This window comes from Pontibacter sp. FD36, assembly GCF_015686655.1.
In the GTDB taxonomy this organism is placed as follows: Bacteria; Bacteroidota; Bacteroidia; order Cytophagales; family Hymenobacteraceae; genus Pontibacter.
Genome location: NZ_JADPMP010000004.1, coordinates 129,866 through 146,048, shown reverse-complemented (window position 1 = coordinate 146,048; position 16,183 = coordinate 129,866). Strand labels below are relative to the sequence as shown.

Annotated in this window: 13 protein-coding genes and 1 tRNA gene; 7 read left to right on the top strand and 7 right to left on the bottom strand. The window is 45.0% G+C overall.

Annotated elements, in window-relative coordinates; all coding sequences use genetic code 11:
- Nucleotides 1-491: 491 nt before the first annotated feature.
- The 4 genes from I0P70_RS06895 (at nucleotide 492) to I0P70_RS06880 (ending at nucleotide 6,387) form a co-directional block, all read left to right on the top strand.
- A complete protein-coding gene (locus I0P70_RS06895) occupies nucleotides 492-3,218 on the top strand; it encodes a D-alanine--D-alanine ligase (RefSeq protein WP_196115902.1) in 2,727 nt (908 codons plus the stop codon).
- A 231-nt stretch (nucleotides 3,219-3,449) separates the two neighbouring features.
- Complete coding sequence (locus I0P70_RS06890; protein ID WP_196115900.1) at nucleotides 3,450-4,226, top strand: PASTA domain-containing protein; 777 nt, start codon at nucleotides 3,450-3,452, stop codon at nucleotides 4,224-4,226.
- Between the two features lie 50 nt (nucleotides 4,227-4,276).
- Nucleotides 4,277-6,088: a T9SS type A sorting domain-containing protein gene (locus I0P70_RS06885; protein WP_196115898.1), complete on the top strand. Its 1,812-nt coding sequence runs from the start codon at nucleotides 4,277-4,279 to the stop codon at nucleotides 6,086-6,088.
- Nucleotides 6,085-6,387 carry a rhodanese-like domain-containing protein gene (locus I0P70_RS06880; protein ID WP_007654834.1) on the top strand — a complete coding sequence of 101 codons (303 nt, stop codon included), beginning with the start codon at nucleotides 6,085-6,087 and terminating at the stop codon, nucleotides 6,385-6,387. The genes I0P70_RS06885 and I0P70_RS06880 overlap by 4 nt, the downstream gene beginning before the upstream one ends.
- 566 nt (nucleotides 6,388-6,953) lie before the next feature.
- Here I0P70_RS06880 and I0P70_RS06875 read toward each other — a convergent pair.
- Nucleotides 6,954-8,240: a site-2 protease family protein gene (locus I0P70_RS06875; protein ID WP_230392044.1), complete on the bottom strand. Its 1,287-nt coding sequence runs from the start codon at nucleotides 8,238-8,240 to the stop codon at nucleotides 6,954-6,956.
- Nucleotides 8,227-8,859, bottom strand: coding sequence for an HAD family phosphatase (locus tag I0P70_RS06870; protein WP_196115896.1), 633 nt, complete (start codon nucleotides 8,857-8,859; stop codon nucleotides 8,227-8,229). The genes I0P70_RS06875 and I0P70_RS06870 overlap by 14 nt, the downstream gene beginning before the upstream one ends.
- A 90-nt stretch (nucleotides 8,860-8,949) precedes the next feature.
- Between I0P70_RS06870 and I0P70_RS06865 the strand changes: the two genes are divergently transcribed.
- The 3 genes from I0P70_RS06865 (at nucleotide 8,950) to I0P70_RS06855 (ending at nucleotide 11,636) form a co-directional block, all read left to right on the top strand.
- Nucleotides 8,950-9,023 (top strand) — tRNA-Ile (locus I0P70_RS06865).
- A gap of 226 nt (nucleotides 9,024-9,249) precedes the next feature.
- Nucleotides 9,250-10,086 carry a TdeIII family type II restriction endonuclease gene (locus I0P70_RS06860; RefSeq protein WP_196115894.1) on the top strand — a complete coding sequence of 279 codons (837 nt, stop codon included), beginning with the start codon at nucleotides 9,250-9,252 and terminating at the stop codon, nucleotides 10,084-10,086.
- 5 nt (nucleotides 10,087-10,091) lie between these two features.
- The gene (locus tag I0P70_RS06855; protein WP_196115892.1) at nucleotides 10,092-11,636 is read left to right on the top strand and encodes a DNA cytosine methyltransferase; all 1,545 of its coding nucleotides are present in this window, start codon (nucleotides 10,092-10,094) and stop codon (nucleotides 11,634-11,636) included.
- Nucleotides 11,637-11,751: 115 nt separating this feature from the next.
- Here I0P70_RS06855 and I0P70_RS06850 read toward each other — a convergent pair whose 3' ends face one another.
- The 5 genes from I0P70_RS06850 to I0P70_RS06830 form a co-directional block, all read right to left on the bottom strand.
- Complete coding sequence (locus tag I0P70_RS06850) at nucleotides 11,752-13,086, bottom strand: hypothetical protein (RefSeq protein ID WP_196115890.1); 1,335 nt, start codon at nucleotides 13,084-13,086, stop codon at nucleotides 11,752-11,754.
- Nucleotides 13,087-13,103: 17 nt separating this feature from the next.
- Nucleotides 13,104-13,400, bottom strand: coding sequence for a helix-turn-helix domain-containing protein (locus I0P70_RS21585; RefSeq protein WP_196115888.1), 297 nt, complete (start codon nucleotides 13,398-13,400; stop codon nucleotides 13,104-13,106).
- A gap of 299 nt (nucleotides 13,401-13,699) precedes the next feature.
- On the bottom strand, nucleotides 13,700-14,365 hold the full coding sequence (locus tag I0P70_RS06840; RefSeq protein ID WP_196115886.1) for a hypothetical protein: 666 nt from the start codon (nucleotides 14,363-14,365) through the stop codon (nucleotides 13,700-13,702).
- A gap of 13 nt (nucleotides 14,366-14,378) precedes the next feature.
- Nucleotides 14,379-15,602: a site-specific integrase gene (locus tag I0P70_RS06835; protein WP_196115884.1), complete on the bottom strand. Its 1,224-nt coding sequence runs from the start codon at nucleotides 15,600-15,602 to the stop codon at nucleotides 14,379-14,381.
- Nucleotides 15,603-15,830: 228 nt separating this feature from the next.
- Nucleotides 15,831-16,034 (bottom strand): helix-turn-helix transcriptional regulator, encoded by a 204-nt coding sequence (locus tag I0P70_RS06830; protein ID WP_196115883.1) that lies wholly within the window; start codon nucleotides 16,032-16,034, stop codon nucleotides 15,831-15,833.
- Nucleotides 16,035-16,183: the final 149 nt, after the last annotated feature.

Sequence of the window (16,183 nt, the reverse complement as noted above, 5' to 3'; positions counted from 1 at the left end):
ATTGTAGCTTCTACTACAAACCACACAGACCACTGGCACGCATTGAGAGACTAACTTGCACGCTCACAATGAAACAAGCAGCGGTGCCATGTGCACAAAATGACGCTCCACTGTTTGAGCGTTCAGCGAGTTTGGAGCGTCTTGATTTTTTTGCCTACTTTTTTCATCAAGGAAAAAAGTAGGGCCCGGCTGGCCAAGCCAAGCTATAAAACAAAGCTAGTTGCCATACCTGCAAAAGCTGAAGCTATACCTTACGCTGGGCCAGAGGCCCCACCATACCCGTCACGAGCGAGGACGCTCGCGCCATAAAACAAACGAGCTGCCAGCAAGGCTAAATCCCTTAACCACCGGTTAAACATTGAATTTTTCCCAAACCACATCGTTATCATAATAAGCGGTATCATAAATCCCGATTTCGCTATGTATTTCCAATTGCATCCTGTATCTTTTGCCCCTTAAAATACTGAGTGTATTTGTTACCTTTGCATACCATGAGAGTAGGAATAATATTTGGCGGACCGTCCCGTGAGCGTGAGATCTCTTTCGCAGGTGGCCGCACCGTGTACGACAACCTTGATAAAGCCCTTTTTGAAGCCGTTCCGGTATTTGCCGACAGCCTCGGCAATTTCATTTTGCTGGACTGGCAGTACATCTACAAAGGCACCATCCGCGATTTCTATCCACCGGTAGAGGCCCTGCCGGAAAGTGAGCACGGACTGCAGATCTATCTGGAGTCGCTAGGCGAGCTGAGCATTGAGGAGCAGGACCGCATCATCGCGAAAGCCGGTAAGCGCCTGTTGTCGCACGAGTTCAAAAATCACTTCGACTTCGCATTTCTGGCCCTGCACGGACCTTATGGAGAAGACGGCAGCATTCAAGGCTTGCTGGAGTGGTACCACATTCCTTACTCCGGATCAGGTATTTTGCCTTCTTCCATAGGTATAGACAAAGCCGCGCAGAAGGAGATGCTCAAGCAGCATGGCTTCCCAACGCCGGACTACCGCAAGGTGCAGTATGCTGAGTGGAAAGATGTTAACAACCGCGAGCAGCTGTTCGAGTCGCTGGTAGCTGACCTTGGTCTGCCGTTGGTGCTCAAGGCACCGCATCAGGGCTCATCTATTGGTGTTTCCATCGTGAAGGAGCACAATTACGACCTGTTCGAGCAGGGCATGGACCGTAGTTTCTTTACCAAGAATATTTACAAAGCGCAATGGCAGGCGCTGGGTGAGGAGAAGCAGGTGGCCAGCATGAAGCAGCTCGTGGACATCCGCGAGGGCATCGGCATGCCGGTCGTGCTCGAAGACGGCACCATCCTCTACCACCCTGAAGAACTGTTGAACCATATCAACCATACCTTCGCCACAACCGATAACGAAACAATCGTGCTGACCAGTGTCGAGCATGAGCAGCAGGTGCTGGTGGAGGCTTTCATCAACGGACGCGAGTTCTCCTGCATTGTAGTGCAGGACGAGACTGGCGCTCCGATCGCCTTGCCGCCGACCGAGATCGTGAAGGGAAGCGAGGTGTTTGACTACCGTTCGAAGTACCTGCCGGGTCTGGCGCGTAAGATCACCCCGATCAATTTGCCAAGCGAGCAGATTCAGGAGATCCGTAAGGCCTGCAGCAAGCTGTTCATCAATCTGGGCTTCAACGTGTACGCCCGTCTCGATGGTTTTATCACCGAAGAAGGAAACATCTTCCTGAATGACCCGAACACGACGTCGGGTATGCTGCCTTCGTCGTTCTTCTTTCATCAGGCGGCTGAGATCGGACTCAACCCTTCGCAGTTCCTGACCTACATCATCCGTACCTCGGTGGCCGAGCGCCTCAAGTCTGGTAAAGACACCGTGACACTCACGAGGCTGCTAAAGAAACTTGATAATGCCATCCAAGAAGAGAACGCCCACCGCCACGACAAGATCCGGGTAGGGGTGATCATGGGTGGTTATTCTTCTGAAAGACACATTTCCGTGGAGAGCGGTCGTAACATTTACGAAAAGCTTTCTTCGTCTACCAAATACGAGCCACTTCCAATCTTCCTGACGGGCAGCAACGAGGAGCACCGTCTGTACAGCATTCCGATCAACATCATGCTGAAGGACAATGCCGACGACATCAAAGAAAAAATCCAGCATTTTGAGCACGGCGGCAAACCGCATCCGGTGCTGCAGGAGATCATCAGCGAAGCCGAAAGCATTACCCGCAAGTACACAGGCAAGAGCCTAGACGAGCCGCAGCGCCTCACTTATAGTCAGTTGCAGAATATGGTCGATGCGGTGTTCATCGCCTTGCACGGCCGTCCGGGTGAGGACGGTGCCCTGCAGCAGGAACTCGAGAAGCTGGCTATACCTTACAACGGTTCCGGTATCAGTTCTTCGCAGATCACGATCAACAAATACGACACCAACGAGATCCTCGCCAAACACGGCGTGCCGGTAGCGCATCACCGCATGGCCTGGAAAGACGATTGGATGAAAGACAAAGAGGCCTTCTACCAGAGTCTTGAAACCGAGTTCCGCTATCCGTTCATTGCCAAGCCAGCGGACGATGGCTGCAGCTCGGCTGTGAAAAAGATCAAGAACCGCGCGGAACTGGATGCTTTCACGACGCTGATTTTCCGTGAGATGGAAGAGCTGGATACGGAATGTGCCAGAACACTGTCGCTGGGCTTCAAAGAGGAATTCCCGAACAAGCAGGGTTTCCTGGTAGAAACGCTCATCAGCAAAAACGGAGCGAAGCACTTCCTCGAGATCACCGGTGGTTTGCTGACCCGATACAACCCGGATGGTACCGTGGAGTACGAGGTGTTCGAAGCATCGGAAGCTTTGGCCGAAGGCGAAGTGCTATCGCTTGAAGAGAAGTTTTTGGCAGGGGAGGGGCAAAACATTACCCCGGCCCGTTATGCACAGGACCCGGAGCGCCGTCAGAAGATATCTGACAAAGTGAAGGAAGACCTGGAGCGTGTAGCCCAAATCCTGAACATAGAAGGGTATGCCCGTATCGATGCCTTTGTGCGCGTGCTGGAAAACGACGAGGTGGAGACGATCATCATCGAGGTGAACTCCCTGCCAGGTATGACCCCGGCAACCTGCATCTTCCACCAGACCGCCATCAACGGCTATAAGCCTTACGAGTTCATCGACCGCATTCTGACGTTTGGTGTGGAAAGAAATGAGCGCGCCAAGGATCTGGAAGGGTATAAGGCGAAGAACATTTGAAGTTAGGCAGTCATTCACTAACTATCATTTCGAATGCAATGAGAAATCTGAGTTATTGTGGAAGCCATGAAGTTATCCAGATTTCTCACTTTGTTCGAAATGTCAGTAATGCAGAGTGCTGTAATTTAGAGAGTAAAATGGAATAGATCCAACTCACTAATTCATCAAATCATTAATTCAAAAATAAAAAAGCCCCCACAGGGGCAAGCAATTAGCAATCGAAAAAATTAAATGTTAAAGACGAATTCATTTGTGGGGGTGCTGGTACACCTGGCCTTGATGGGAGTGATTGTGGCCGCGTTGGTCTTCGGATTCTTCTACCTGTACCTGCCGTCGGCTACGAACCATGGCGAGACGATTTCGGTGCCGAAGATCACAGGTATGCAGTTGCCGGATGCTGAGGTGTTTCTGGAAGAACAGAACCTGCGCTATTTCGTAAACGACTCGAGTTATCATCCGGAGTACAAGCCCTTCGAGATTCTGACGCAAGATCCTGCACCGGGCTCCAAAGTAAAGGAAAACCGTAAGATCTATATCAGCATCAACATGAAAAACCCGCCGATGATCAAGATGCCTAAGCTGATTGATGGTTCGGTTAAAAATGCGGAGCTAATCCTCAAAAGCTATAACCTGCGTCGTGGCAAGATCACCAATGTGCCTGACCTGCAGCATGGTGCTGTGCTAAAGCAGTTTGTGAATGGCAAGGAGGTGCAGCCGGGCGACCAGGTACCAAAGGGTGCAGTGGTAGACCTGCACGTGGGTGACGGCCTTGGTAACACTGAATTTGAGGTGCCGGACGTGGTAGGTATGCCGCTCGACGAAGCTTCGGTGTTGCTGGTTGGCCAGAAGTTACAGCTGGGCAACATCATCTATGTGTCAGGCAGCGGCAAGCCGGATGGCACTATCATTCGTCAGCGTCCGATCGCCGACGTGAAAGCCATGATCAGGACAGGCGAGCTGGTGGACCTTTGGGTAGCCGGCGAAGAGCCAGTGCAAGGTATAGACTAACAGATGCGCCCGCTACTCACCGTGGCGGGCGTATTTTATATAACAAAGGTATGGGTACAAGACAGTTTCTGTTTACGCTAGTACTGCTCTGCTGTGGCTCTTTTGCCTCGGCTCAGGGAGTCCTGATGCCCTTGCAGCAGGACCCGCAGCGTATACCTGCCGGCAGTCCTTACCAACTCCGAACAGAGAGCAATCACCTGTCCCTACCTTTTTTCGACGATTTTTCCGGTACCACCACCACGCCCGATCCGGCTTACTGGATCAATGGCGGGGCTTACGTAAACAACCGCTTTGCCCTACGACCGCTTACCCGCAACGTGGCTACGTTTGATGGGCTCAATGCGCAGGGTAACCCCTACGGTAGCAACATCGGCGGACCAACCGATACATTAACTTCGCAGCCTATTCGGTTAGCAGGGCTCACGCCAGCCGACTCGGTATATCTGAGCTTTTACTGGCAGTCGGGTGGGCAGGGGAGTGCGCCGGAGCGGAACACGAACAACCCGCGTGTGCTGCGGCTGGAGTTCAAAGAAAGCAATGGCACCTGGACTCAGGTATGGCAACAGACTGCCCCTGGCCAGGTAACGGAGTTTGCCCAGGCCTGGGTGGCTGTAAGGGAGCAGCGCTTTATGCACGACGAGTTTCAGTTCCGCTTCCGTACAGAGGGCACCCGCAATGCCATCCGCGACATCTGGAACCTCGACTACGTAGAGCTGGACCGCAACCGTCGCCGTGGACAAAACACGACCCGCGACATCGGCATTAGCGAAAGCGTGTCACCTCTCATGGATTACAGTGCCGTACCTGCCCGTCAGTTTGTGGCTAACCCCGAGCTATACCTGCGCGATGAGATTTCTGCCAGTCTGAACAACCTTGGTGACCTGCCGGGAGCGATTGCCTGGCGTGCTTTTATACAGCAAGTAGGTGTTTCGCCAGCCGACACCTTCCTGCGCGAAGAAGCCCTTATACCTGGTCAGGCCCGACAACGTCAGATCACGGCCACACCGCGCATCAGCAACCTCAACCTCAATCCGGAAGGCTTTGTGCTACAGCACGGTTTTTGGCTCGATACCAAAGAGCAGAACGCCCGGCAGCGCGCCAATGACAGTACCTTGCAGCGTACCATCTTCAGCGACTACTTCGCCCTGGACGATGGCACGGCAGAGGCCGGTTACAGCAGTCTCTATACCTATGGCAACACCCAGGTGGCGCAGCGCTTTGAACTGGCAACAGCAGACCAGGTGCGAGCTTTCCGGGTGCATTTTCCGCAGGTGGGCGTACGGCATAACAACGTGTCTATCGTCTTCCGCATCTGGGCTGACGACAACGGACGACCGGGCCGCACCCTCCACGAGCAATCCTTTCCGGTGCAACAGAACGAGGGGCTCAACACCTTTTATGAAATAGAACTGAGCCAGCCGGTTCCGGTGGAGGGCACCTTTTATGTCGGCTTCAGTCAGCCTGCTACCTTATACCTGAACATTGGCTTTGACCGCAATGCCGGTGCCACAGGCCGTTTGTTTTACAATACCGTGGTAGGTGGCTGGCAGCGGGACAGCGTGAACGCTGGCGCTGTGATGCTGCGTCCCGTAATGGCTGGTCAGGCACTGGGTCTGGAGGAGGAAGCACGTGACGCTGGCCTGCAGGTATACCCCAACCCCAGCAACGGCATTTTACATTTCTCCGGACCTTACCGTTCTTTTTCGATGTACGATGTAACCGGAAGGGAGATTTTGCGTCATAAAGCAACGGTATGGCAAGAACCGGTACGCCCCCCAAAGCTTTCGCCGGGCTTATACACTATCCGAATTGAAACCGACCATCATACATTTACTACCAAACGCATCCTAATAAACTTATGATCACAACAGACATTACGGCCGAGGAACTCAAGGAACGATTGGCCAAGGGGGAAACGCCCGTTATCATCGATGTTCGCGAGGACTGGGAACATCAGGAATCCAAAATTGAAGGTGCACAGAACATCCCGCTCGGAGCATTGCCGCAGCGCCTGGATGATATAGAGGATTACAAAGACCTAGAGGTGATCGTACACTGCAAGTCCGGTATGCGTTCTGCTTCTGCCAAAGCGTTTCTGCAGCAGCAGGGGTTTAAGCAGGTGAGGAACCTGCTTGGCGGGATTACCGGGTATCAGGGGTAATTTGATTTTTGGAAATGGCGCGGGTCGGAGATTTCGGATTTGATTCGGGATCTTTACACTTGTGTCTGCTATAGAGGGGCCTTTATGGCCCCTTTTTCTATTGTGTAGTGTTTATGGCGCGAGCGTCCTCGCTCGTGACGGGTATGGTGGGGCCTCAGGCCCAGGTATAGTTGCGGCTGTTTCAGGTATAGCAATGTTTATTGTTTCATTGCTTCGCCTTTGCGGCGGGCAGGGTATGCCCTGGCCGGGCGGGCCCTACTTTTTGTCTTGACACAAAAAGTAGGCAAAAAAGTCAAGACTCCCCAAACTCGCTGAACGCTCGAACAGTGGGTAGTCGTTTGGGCGCACCTGGCGCTGCTATTTGCTGCGTAGGTTCTGTGCGAGTTAGTTTTGCTATACCTGTCAGCGGTATGTGTAGTCTGTCGCTGAAACAACGAAGCTATACCTGAGAACTGGCAGCTACAGAAATTCCCCATTGGGGGTAGGGGCCCTCTAAGAAGAAGGGGGCAGGGGGATGACAATCGTGCACACTCCCCCTCCTGTTTTTAGGAGGGGGCTGGGGGAGGTTACTCAATCACAAAAGGCGTCGGACTAAAGCACAGCAGGAAGATCAAAAAGGCCAATATACCTAGCACTTTCCGTCCCGGCGTAAGTGGTGCTTCGTTCGGGCAGGAAGGGTGGAAGATGCCCATGAGGCGTGAGAGTAGCAGACCGAATACCAGCCAGCCGCTGTAGCCGTCTGCAGTTGGGTATAGCGAGGCAATCAGCACTTGTACAACTACTACGATCAGTACCAGGTAGGCGGTAAAGCTCAGTTTTGGGGTGGCGGGCTCCAGCACGAAGAACAGGTAGAGCACGTATAGCGGCCATACCCAAATGTAAGCTGCCAGTTCCGGGAAGGTCTCGGCCAGGCTGTACTGTGCCAGCAGCATCCCCAGCGCGGCCAGCAGGCCGTGGCGGTTGTCGTGCAAAATACCCCGGAAGGCAAAGAACACAAAGGGCGCCAGTACTACCAGCAGGCTGTCGTCCCAGAGCGGCTCACGGTGCGGCGAGATCATGCCCATACCGGCATACAGAATAAAAAAACTAAAGAAGATCGGAGAGAGCTGGTTGAAACGTCTGTACCCGATCAGGCCGTAGAGCACGTGGCCGCCGTCCAGCTGACCGATAGGCAGCAGGTTGAGCGCCGTGAAGAACAAGGCCAGGTATCCCGCAAAAAGCAGTGGGTAATGAATCACTTCATAAGCATTGGGTACCAGCGCCGGGTCTGCCACATACCTTTCAAAAAACAAAAACAGCAGATTTTTGCCAAGTGAAAAATTGCCTTCGCCCTGGTACACATACTGGGCATAGTCCTGACCGAACTGCAGGTATTCCGGGTGAACGGTGAAGATAAAATCAGGGTCGGGTAGGTGCGTGAAGCCGTACCACAACAGAGGTATAGCCACTACAAAGCCCGCCAGCGGACCGGCAATGCCGATGTCGAAGAACTGCTGCCGGGAGAAGATGCGGCTCCTGATCCGGATAAAAGCCCCCATGGTACCAATGGTGGACGTGATGCCAAACCACAGCGGAATATAATAGGGCAATGAAACGTTGGCCCGGTAGCGCTTCGCAGTGAAGTAATGCCCGAACTCATGTACCGTGAGCACGCCCAGAAAAGGAATAGAGAAGTATAGCCCGGCTGCCAGTTCGGCCCAGGTAAAAGTACCCGTCCACGAAAAGCCCTCTGCTCCCCAGAAGAACAACTTACCGAAGCGCCATTCGGCCCCGGCGATGGTCGTCGTGGTCAGAGTGAGCACAAAGAGCAGCAGGTGCAGGCTATACCTGTTTTGCTGCTTAGGAAACCTCATCCTTGAACACCTGGTTGATGGTGAGCGGCGGCTCCAGAAAGAGCGTCTGCAGGCCAACCTTGTTGGCGCTCTCGATGTGCTGGATGCTGTCGTCGATGAAGAGAGTCTCTTCGCGCTTCAAGCCGTTCTCCTGCAGGATCTGCTCAAACACGATGGCATCGGGTTTGCGCTGCCCGATCAGGTGCGAGTAGTAGGCCTGCTCAAACAGCGAGTCGAGGCTCGGCATGGTAAAGCTGTGGGCCACCATTTCGTTGAAGCGCTTCAGGTGGATGGCGTTTGTATTACTCAGCAGGAAGATGCGGTATTTCTTGCCCAACTCGCGGAGCAGCTCAATTCTTTCGGCCGGAATATCGAGCAGCATAGCGTTCCAGGCATCGTCGATCTGCTCGTCGGTAGCGTTGAGGTGGTAGGCTTCGCGCAGGTGCTGGCGAAACTCCTCGGGGCTGCTGTTGCCGGTCTCGAAGAGGTCAAAGAGGTGAGACTGTGCGCGTTGGCTGTACTCGATGGTGTGCCCCTCGGCACAGTACTGCTCCAGCTCGCGTATGCTTTTAAAATAATCTATGTTGATGATGACCCCGCCGAGGTCGAAGATGATGTTTTTGATGCTAGTCAGGTCCACGAAATTTTTTGGTCTGGTATTTGAAATTGTCAGTACAAATATGTAGAATTGCACTCCCAAATCAAAGGAAGCACATTCTTTTAAGGGAACGGGCCTATAGCTCATTCGGTTAGAGCAACTGACTCATAATCAGTAGGTGCCTGGTTCGATTCCAGGTGGGCCCACAATTGAAGTCCTCATAATCTTATATAATCATCTGATTATTAATAGGTTATGAGGACTTTTTTTTATTTAAAAAATTGTTTGCTGAAACTATGCTGAAACTATCTAGTTTTTTCATAATATAGGTGCTTGTATTACAGATAATGGATTCCGCTGCGTTGCAGATATATGTTAACCATGTCTAGTTCTAACTTTTGTTAATTCCACTTCTAGCATCAATTAATCTGAATGGATAAAAAAGACCGTGTCGCCTTAGCGATAAAAGAAGTAGTGACTACTCTGATGGATAGGGTAATGAATAATGTACTAGTAAACGACCCGTTTATTAAAGAGAAACATCGTTCAGCTAAACCTCTTTATGCTGCTCTTGTACCTGATGAAATCTTTAAAGGTTCTCATTTTGAAAGAAGGTTTGTAACTCCTTTCGGCAACGTTTGGGAGAGGTTAGCTAGAGTTGTTGCTATAGAAGCCCATGGGGGATGTTTGATGGGGCATAGTGTGAGTGGGACTGTTGGGAGCGAGAGTCTACGGAGAATACAAGAAGTTCTTAATGGGTTAGAGCATAAAACTAAGGGTAAAGCGAAAGAAAAGCCTGATTGGGAAAAAGAATTAGCATATATTAAAGCTGGTGGAGGTGAGCTAATACCTGTCAGTGTTACTTGCGATATTTTCATTCATAATGAAGAAACAGATACTAAATATGCCTTTGAATTAAAAGCCCCTTTGCCAAATAGTGACCAGACAAAGGTTAGTAAAGAAAAAATGTTCAAGTTATTGGCAATGACCCCAAAGCAGGTAGATTTTGCTTATTATGCTCTTCCTTATAATCCATATGGTAAAAAAGAAGATTATAACTGGAGCTTTCCTATGAGGTGGTTTGACATGCATAATGATGAATCTGTTTTAATTGGGAATGAATTTTGGGATTTAATAGGAGGGGAAGGAACATACAGTAATTTTATAAAAGAAGTAAACGAGTTAGGTAAGGAGTATAGGGAGCGTATCTATAAAGAGTTTCTCGAAATAGAACCACCTGAAAAAGAAGATGATATTTTACTTAAATAGAATAAATGAGCAAGAGTAAATTTACATTTATTGACCTATTTGCAGGAATCGGAGGGTTCAGAATGGCCCTTGATAATTTAGGTGGGAAATGTATAAATTTTAGTGAAATTAATAATGATGCAATAAATACCTATTGTACTAATTTCAATGAAGGTGCCGAGCATAATTTAGGTGATATAACCAAAATAAAAGCTTTGCCATCACATAACCTGCTTACCGCTGGTGTCCCTTGTCAAAGTTGGTCTATAGCTGGTAGAAATCTTGGTTTTGATGATGATAGAGGCCAACTTTGGAACGATACTATTTATTTGTTAAACCAGTCAAAACCAGATGCCTTTATATTCGAAAATGTAAAGGGCTTGGTCGACCCTAGAAATAAAGAAGCTCTCCTTTATATATTACAAAGGATAAAGGAAGCAGGTTATTTCGCAAATTACTATGTCTTAAATTCGTTTAATTACGGTGTACCTCAAAATCGAATAAGAATTTATATAATTGGTTTTCGGGAAAAGAAATTTGCCGATAATTTTAAACTGCCTGCGCCTCTAGAGAAGAAGATAAGACTAGGCGATATAATTACAGACTTTGATAATTCTATTCATGTTGAGGAAGATGTAGCTCAGAGAGATTTGTTTGGTAACATCGTTGGTAAGCGAAGTATGAGCTTATCAAGTAGAAATGGATTTAATGATTATTTCTTATTTAACGATTTAAGAAATGGTCATTCTACTGTTCATTCATGGGATATTATTGATACAACAGACAGAGAAAAAGAAATCTGTTATCTCTTACTTAAAAACAGGAGAAAAAGTGCTTATGGGTGCTTAGATGGTAATCCATTAGCTCTGAAGCATTTTCAAAAGTTAGATAGCTCAGTTACAAAAAATGAGATAGATGAATTGGTGGCAAAAGGTATTCTAAAACCAGAAGAATACTCTTTCAGAATTAATGATTCTAAAATTGATGATTTAACAGAGGATGAAGAATTCCTGCTTAGTTTAACATCAAATGACGTGTTGGTTGTAGATAGTTTGAAAATAAATAGAGAGATAAAGAAGAAGAAGATTTCTATTTCTAAAACCTTGAAACAACTAATTGATAAAGAAGCAATTTCCTGTATCGAGATTAGGTATGACTTTAAAAACACCAAAATAAGCACTGGTTTATTTGGGGTAAATAGAATTTTCCTTCCTACTTCTAATATCTTTCCTACATTAGTTGCAAGTGATACAAATGACTTTATCACGACTAAAGTCATAAGTGCAAATGATGAAGATGAATATAAAGAACGGTTTATTAATGAAATCTATAAAACAGGTGAATACCGTAGAATATCTAAGGAAGAGGCATGTTTAATACAGGGCTTTCCAGCAAATTACATTTTGCCTGAAAGTCGTGCTAGGTGGATGAAGCTAATAGGTAACAGCGTTTCAGTTCCAGTGATTGAGATAATTGGAAAGGCAATAGTAGAAACTGGTGTGTTTGAGCATAAAGCAAATAAGAGTAATAGAGGTAAGACGAAGCCTTTAGAGCATCCTGTAGCCTTATAGACAAGTTAATCTATAGTCTAGCTCTTATTGAAACTAGAAATCCTAGTGGGTTGTGTGAACGTTAATTCAGTCACAACCTACTAGGATTTTTTATTAGTACCCATCTTAAAGCTTTTTATACTGAAGTAGATATAGAGGTAAGGGATGTAGCACTAAGAATTTTCCAGTTATCTATTGTAATCTCTGATGCCAACTCACTATTATCAATTTTAAATAACTTCTCCTCTATGCCTTTTAAGCGGCCCAAGAGAGCATTATTTATTACCTTCCTATCCTTGGTATAGCTTTTTACATAACGTCTAACTAGAGTCCTGTATTTAGCCATACTTAGCTCGTTTGCATCGAATACTCGATTGTGATAAATATCATCTTGAGTTACTAAAAAATTCTCTTCACAAGACATGTAGAATTTAATGAAGTTTAATACTTGCAGCCTGCCTGTCTCAATATAATCATCAAATAACCCTTTGAACCTATTAGTTATAGCTCGTTCACTTCTCTTACCTGTCTGTCCTTTGTCTTTCACTATTTTGTTAAGGGGGGGAGTGTCGAAAGTAGTAGGACAAATTAGGGGCAAACGGACATAATCGTAGTGGTCATTACGGTCTCGCACCTTAGGCAATAGCAAATTTTTAAAACCTACGCTGCTTATAGCTTTTGCAAATATTCTTTCAAGTCCCTCTTGTGTTGTAAGGTCTTCTAGTGAAATACCATTTCTATTTAGCCATTTAGTCCCCAACCTTGCCTCAAGTCTGTCAATACCCTTACCTAAATCTAAGCCATTTAATAAATGTGCCTTGGTTACATAATCCTTACCACTGTGTTTTATCTCAGGACTTTTCCCGTAAAGTGCAATGACCTTACCAGATGTTTGCTTGCCAACAATAAACTCACCAGCTAAATTTAATGGCTTTATATTGCCAAATGGTTCATATTCAGGATTTTGAAGTGTTGGGTTCATTGTTGATTTAAAATACTTCGTTTCATACCATTCAAATAGTCCTGTAGAGTCTAATGCAATATGAAGAACTGAGATGTTACCTAGTTTAAGTCCAAGTAATTCGCATATATTTAAATGGTGCTGATGCCACCCAAAACTATCGTGGTAAAAGCCTTCATTGGCAAATTCAAGTTTGATTAGCCCATATCTATAACCTCTTCCATTCAAGTGTATCATGCCGATGTGTTCACCGCTTCGGTTAATACTTAAACTGTAATTGTAACCACTATCAGGAATTCTAATTTGATGAAGTGTATATGAATTACCAATATTATAAACTCCCATGGTGTCGGGCTTAAAGTCCTTTTCAAATACATTGAAATTAAATACAGTTCCCTTTACTTTTGGTATAAGGTTAAGTATTAACATGTCTTTACAGAGCATGTATTTTAGCTTACTTCCGTAGTTTTGTTCTTCCTTATTAGTAGAGCTTAGCGTTTTGTTGTTCATAACCATGTCTAAGCCCCTCAATTACTTTTTACCTCAAGCCTTGATTTGATTTTGAATCGGTCGAGAAATTCATCAATATCTGTTTTTGTATAAAATATCTTGGAGCCAACCTGTGTAAAGCTAATTAGCTTACAATCACGATAAGACTGTAAAGTTTTGGCTGTTACATTAAGTAGCTTGCAAGCTTCTTTAGTGGTAAGACAGTAATCAATGGACTGAGCCTTGTTTAACTTCTTAAATTCTTGCTCAATTAACCTGCTCAAGTCGAGCTTGAGTGTTTCTAGTTCTTGTTTTGTTATTACCTCGATGTGCATAAATTTTATAATTATTTTATGCAAAGCTCCATTTTAAGTCAGGCTGGATAAAGGACAGGATTTTGTGCTTTGTTCTAAAAGTTGTCCCTGCAGAAATCAAAAAAGCTTGTCAACGATGTAAAGCAGGTGCCCCGTGTTTGTGCCCGTGGGGGGGTAGGCCGTCCTAGTAGCAGGATATGGCTTGTTTTTGCTGTTAGATTAAGTTTAATTAGACTTTCTCTGTAGCATAAGGGGAGGGTAGTTTATGCTATAAGGTATTAATGGGAGCTATAAGGGTAGGTTTTGTACACTATAAAAAACTAGGCTCTTGAAACCCATTTTTTAATCAAGTCAGTTATTTCAGATTGATTCCTGAAAAAATCTTGGATACCACTAATTACATAAATTTCGCTAATGACTTCATAGATATTTTTATTACTGAGTTCAGTGTTTTCTTTAAGGAAACCAAAGGTATTAGATGCTAGTTTTTTATTGTCATTCACAAACTCACCAGTAGTTATCCTTGGAGCAAAGGAGTCTAACATTCGTCTTAGATACTCTATGGTTAGTTCGTGACCTGCTTTCAAATCACTCTTAAAAAACATTAGAGTTGAGCTAGCCTTTAAAGTTTCAGTAATGACCTCAGACGTGGTGTTATTTCTTACCTTAATTCTAAGCTCACTAATTTCGAAATCATCAGAACCAAGCTGTTCATATAAAGCAATTGCTTTCTCAACATCATTAACAAAAGCTACATCTTCTTTGAAACGTGTGGGATAATTTTTTGTGTAATGTTTTATGGTTCTATACTGCTGTAGTATGTAACACATTTCATTAGTTATATCATCTATGTGGAATCTGGTGGTGAGAGATTTTACTTGTCTATAATGCTCTTTAGATATATTGACAGTCTCAATCTTATATCGGTGCATGTCTACAACCTCAAAGTGCTTGACAAGCTTTTCGTAGTTTACTTCTAGCTCCATAGCGTATTAGTCTTTAATCGTTGTATACTAGGTCATTGAAGCTATCCAACGATTTGTCTGTTAAGGATTCCAAGTAAGTTTCAGTAATAATCAAGCTTGAATGTCCTAAGGCTTTCTGTATATGAACTATATTTAATCCCTTATCACGAGCAAGAGTTGCGAAAGTATGACGAGCGATATGAAAAGTAAGATTGGTTTTTACACGAGCCTGAGTTGCAAGAGTCTTTAATTGCTTATTTACAACTGCATTTTTGGATGAAATAAGGTTATGTTGTTTCTCTTCACTGAGAGAATCAAACTTAGCTGGTAGTAAGGGGAAGATGTATGGATTAGTCCTGTCCCTGTTTGCTAGATATTTGTCTAGTATCGATAAGGATTTTTTGTTTAACAGTATGTTTTTCCACTCACCAGTCTTGCCCATTTGGTAAACTAACCTCTTGGTTTTGTTTTCATTTTGGATGTTATCCCACTTCAGGCTTGCAAAGTCACTAAACCTCATGCCAAAGTTTAAGTAAGCAAACATGAAGTAATTTCTAATATGCCATAGCGCAGAACCATCTTCTAAACTCAAATCTTCTATAGATTTTAATTCAGTAGCAGATAACTTGTCTTTTTTTGTCTTCTCCCTTACAAGACTGAATTTAAAAAATGGGTTGTCGGCCTGCTTCATTAAATCCTTTCTTATGCCTTCGTAGACGATAGCTCTCAAAGTTCTGAACTTGGTATTAATGGTATTTATTTTGTTCTGCGTGTTAGTGTGCAGATGCTTATTATAGTCTTCGAGGAATTCTACAGTTATATCCTTAAACAATAATTTTCTTCCATTCATGTACGTTTTTATTCCCTCTACAACGCTTTTCCGCTTTTTGTAAGTTGATATTTGTTTTGCCGCCTTAAGTAGTTGAAGGTTGCGTTCTGCGAAAACAAAGAAGTCTTCTGATATATGCCCTTTAGCAGCTTTTCTAATGGTTTGTGAGTTAGATATTGAAAGTTCTGATGCTAGCGTTTTAAGCTCAATTAGTTTATTATCAATAGCTGTATTGATTACCTTATGAAGGATGTTAGATGATTTTACATACCTGCCATTTTGAGTTGCAGCATTCCAATCCTGCTTCTTTACTGAGTGCCCTACAGCAATATACTTGTGCTTTTTAGCAGTAGTGATTCTTATCATGATGGTATAAGTACCATCTGCCTTTGGCTTGTTGTTTAGGATAGGCTTATAGGTTGTATTCATGGGATTAGTTTTGCTTTGTCAAATATACTGAAACTTTTACTGAAACTAAAACCACTTTTGTTTATATCGCTTTACCTTTGTTTACATAGCTATTTGCCCTTTAAGGCTGTTTAAATGGGTATTATGGTGTTGTTGTGTATAGGGAAATATAACTGTTGGAGTTCAGGTGGGCCCACAGAAAATCAAGCACTTATCTCGTAGAGAGGTAAGTGCTTTTTTTGTTTGTAGCTACTCTTCGCGATTCATAAGTACAGGCCCTGCTTGATAGCCGAAGAGTTGAAGTACCTGATTTACCTTATCTAATCGCAGTGTTTCCTTACCTTGTTCTAATTCTCTGACAAATCGAAGACCTACACCTGCTTTTAGCGCCAATTCTGGTTGGGTTAATTTGGCCTGCTTTCTTTTCTGCTTTACGAATTCACCTATTCTCATTTTTTATACCTTATCGGGTATAAATTACCTCCTTTTTTTTATTTTTATACCTGATAGGGTATAAAGTATTGCAGATTCAATGATTTCTTTTAATATAATATATATACTATTACCTTTGAATTAATCTATAGACATACCCAATCAAAGAA

Excerpts from the sequence above, each read along its gene's own strand:
- I0P70_RS06895 (WP_196115902.1), top strand. The coding sequence starts at position 492 with ATGAGAGTAGGAATAATATTTGGCGGACCGTCCCGTGAGCGTGAGATC.
- I0P70_RS06890 (WP_196115900.1), top strand. The coding sequence starts at position 3,450 with ATGTTAAAGACGAATTCATTTGTGGGGGTGCTGGTACACCTGGCCTTG.
- I0P70_RS06885 (WP_196115898.1), top strand. The coding sequence starts at position 4,277 with ATGGGTACAAGACAGTTTCTGTTTACGCTAGTACTGCTCTGCTGTGGC.
- I0P70_RS06880 (WP_007654834.1), top strand. The coding sequence starts at position 6,085 with ATGATCACAACAGACATTACGGCCGAGGAACTCAAGGAACGATTGGCC.
- I0P70_RS06875 (WP_230392044.1), bottom strand. The coding sequence starts at position 8,240 with ATGAGGTTTCCTAAGCAGCAAAACAGGTATAGCCTGCACCTGCTGCTC.
- I0P70_RS06860 (WP_196115894.1), top strand. The coding sequence starts at position 9,250 with ATGGATAAAAAAGACCGTGTCGCCTTAGCGATAAAAGAAGTAGTGACT.
- I0P70_RS06855 (WP_196115892.1), top strand. The coding sequence starts at position 10,092 with ATGAGCAAGAGTAAATTTACATTTATTGACCTATTTGCAGGAATCGGA.
- I0P70_RS06850 (WP_196115890.1), bottom strand. The coding sequence starts at position 13,086 with ATGAACAACAAAACGCTAAGCTCTACTAATAAGGAAGAACAAAACTAC.
- I0P70_RS21585 (WP_196115888.1), bottom strand. The coding sequence starts at position 13,400 with ATGCACATCGAGGTAATAACAAAACAAGAACTAGAAACACTCAAGCTC.
- I0P70_RS06840 (WP_196115886.1), bottom strand. The coding sequence starts at position 14,365 with ATGGAGCTAGAAGTAAACTACGAAAAGCTTGTCAAGCACTTTGAGGTT.
- I0P70_RS06835 (WP_196115884.1), bottom strand. The coding sequence starts at position 15,602 with ATGAATACAACCTATAAGCCTATCCTAAACAACAAGCCAAAGGCAGAT.
- I0P70_RS06830 (WP_196115883.1), bottom strand. The coding sequence starts at position 16,034 with ATGAGAATAGGTGAATTCGTAAAGCAGAAAAGAAAGCAGGCCAAATTA.